The organism is Allobosea sp. CER48, assembly GCF_044752385.1.
Taxonomy (GTDB): domain Bacteria; phylum Pseudomonadota; class Alphaproteobacteria; order Rhizobiales; family Beijerinckiaceae; genus Allobosea.
In genome coordinates this window covers 1-1,590 of record NZ_JBIWYK010000600.1, presented here as the reverse complement: position 1 = coordinate 1,590, position 1,590 = coordinate 1, and the positions used below count along the sequence as shown (strand labels likewise).

At 64.9% G+C, this 1,590-nt stretch carries 2 protein-coding genes; both read left to right on the top strand.

The genetic code is table 11. The features are described 5' to 3' along the window. Positions 1-192, top strand: a 192-nt coding sequence (locus tag ACIPIA_RS15895) for a hypothetical protein (RefSeq protein ID WP_400510942.1), incomplete at its 5' end; no start/stop codon positions are given. A gap of 318 nt (positions 193-510) precedes the next feature. Further along, positions 511-1,545, top strand: a complete 1,035-nt coding sequence (locus ACIPIA_RS15890; protein ID WP_400510941.1) for an aspartate-semialdehyde dehydrogenase — start codon at positions 511-513, stop codon at positions 1,543-1,545. The last annotated feature ends 45 nt before the right edge of the window (positions 1,546-1,590 follow it).

The following is a 1,590-nucleotide window of genomic DNA, read 5'->3' as shown; positions in this document are numbered from 1 at the left end:
CGCGTAAACGCTGCCCGCAACCTCGAAGCCATGCTGACTGAACGCAACTGCAACCCATCGCTCCCGCGCCGCGCCGTGGCAGCGCCCAACCTTCACCCCCGGGAGCAGGCTGGCGGGGAAGAGTCGCCGCCGGGTTACCGCGCGACGCCGATCGGGCGACAGCGTGAACAGGCGGTCAACGAGCAGGGTTAACGGCGAAGCAGGCTTGGGCCTTGGGGGGAATTGACTTTTTCGCGCGGCGGGTGTTCTGACAGGGCGTGGTGCAGCGATGCGCCGCTTGCGAAGTTCTTCAGCCCTTCGGGATTGGCTCTGTGACTGTCCGTCTGACGACGACGAAACTCACGACCAAAACGACGACCGGGAAAGCCGGTACGTCGCGCTGACGCTTCGCCTCGGTTCCGGGTCCCATCTCCCCCCGGCGGGGGCAGATCGCCGAACCCGCCCGAAGTCCGGGTGGGGAAGGCCCCCAAAGGGAGATCCGAACCGCCCCCATCCGCAAAGGATCACATCATGAGCTTCAAGGTCGCAGTCGTCGGTGCAACCGGCAATGTAGGCCGCGAGATGCTGGACATTCTCGCCGAGCGCGCCTTCCCGGTCGGCGAGGTCGTGGCGCTGGCATCGTCCCGCTCTGTCGGCACCGAGGTTTCCTTCGGCGACAGGACGCTGAAGGTGAAGGCGCTCGAGCATTACGACTTCTCCGACACCGATATCTGCCTGATGTCGGCCGGCGGCGAGATCTCGAAGACCTGGTCGCCGAAGATCGGTGCGCAGGGCGCCGTCGTCATCGACAACTCCTCGGCCTGGCGCATGCACCCCGATGTGCCGCTGATCGTGCCCGAGGTGAACGCAGCGGCTGCCGCCGGCTTCTCGAAGATGAACATCATCGCCAATCCGAACTGCTCGACCGCGCAGCTCGTCGTGGCCCTGAAGCCGCTGCATGACAAGTTCGGCGTCAAGCGCGTCGTCGTCTCGACCTATCAGTCGGTTTCCGGTGCCGGCAAGGAAGGGATGGACGAACTCTTCAACCAGACCCGCGCCGTGTTCTCGGCCGGCGAGGTCGAGACCAAGAAGTTCCCGAAGCGCATCTCCTTCAACCTCATCCCGCAGATCGACGTCTTCATGGAGGACGGCTTCACCAAGGAAGAGTGGAAGATGATGGTCGAGACCAAGAAGATCCTCGACAAGAACATCAAGCTGACCGCGACCTGCGTTCGCGTGCCGGTCTTCATCGGCCATTCGGAAGCCGTCAACATCGAGTGCGAGAAGCCGATCACCGCCGACGAGGCGCGCGAGGTTCTGCGCACCGCGCCGGGCATCCTCGTCATCGACAAGCACGAGCCCGGTGGCTACATCACCCCGCATGAAGCGGCGGGCGAGGACGCGACCTACATCTCGCGCATCCGCGAGGACGCCACGGTCGAGAACGGCCTCGCCTTCTGGTGCGTCTCCGACAACCTGCGCAAGGGCGCCGCGCTGAACGCGATCCAGATCGCGGAGGTGCTGGTCAACCGCAAGCTGATCCAGCCTCGCAAGCAGGCTGCCTGAGCACCTCGCTCGCGTTTTCAGGAAAGGCGGGCCGCGCGCCCGCCT

Bases quoted from the DNA above. Each gene is read 5' to 3' on its own strand.
- ACIPIA_RS15890 (WP_400510941.1), top strand. From the start codon at position 511: ATGAGCTTCAAGGTCGCAGTCGTCGGTGCAACCGGCAATGTAGGCCGC.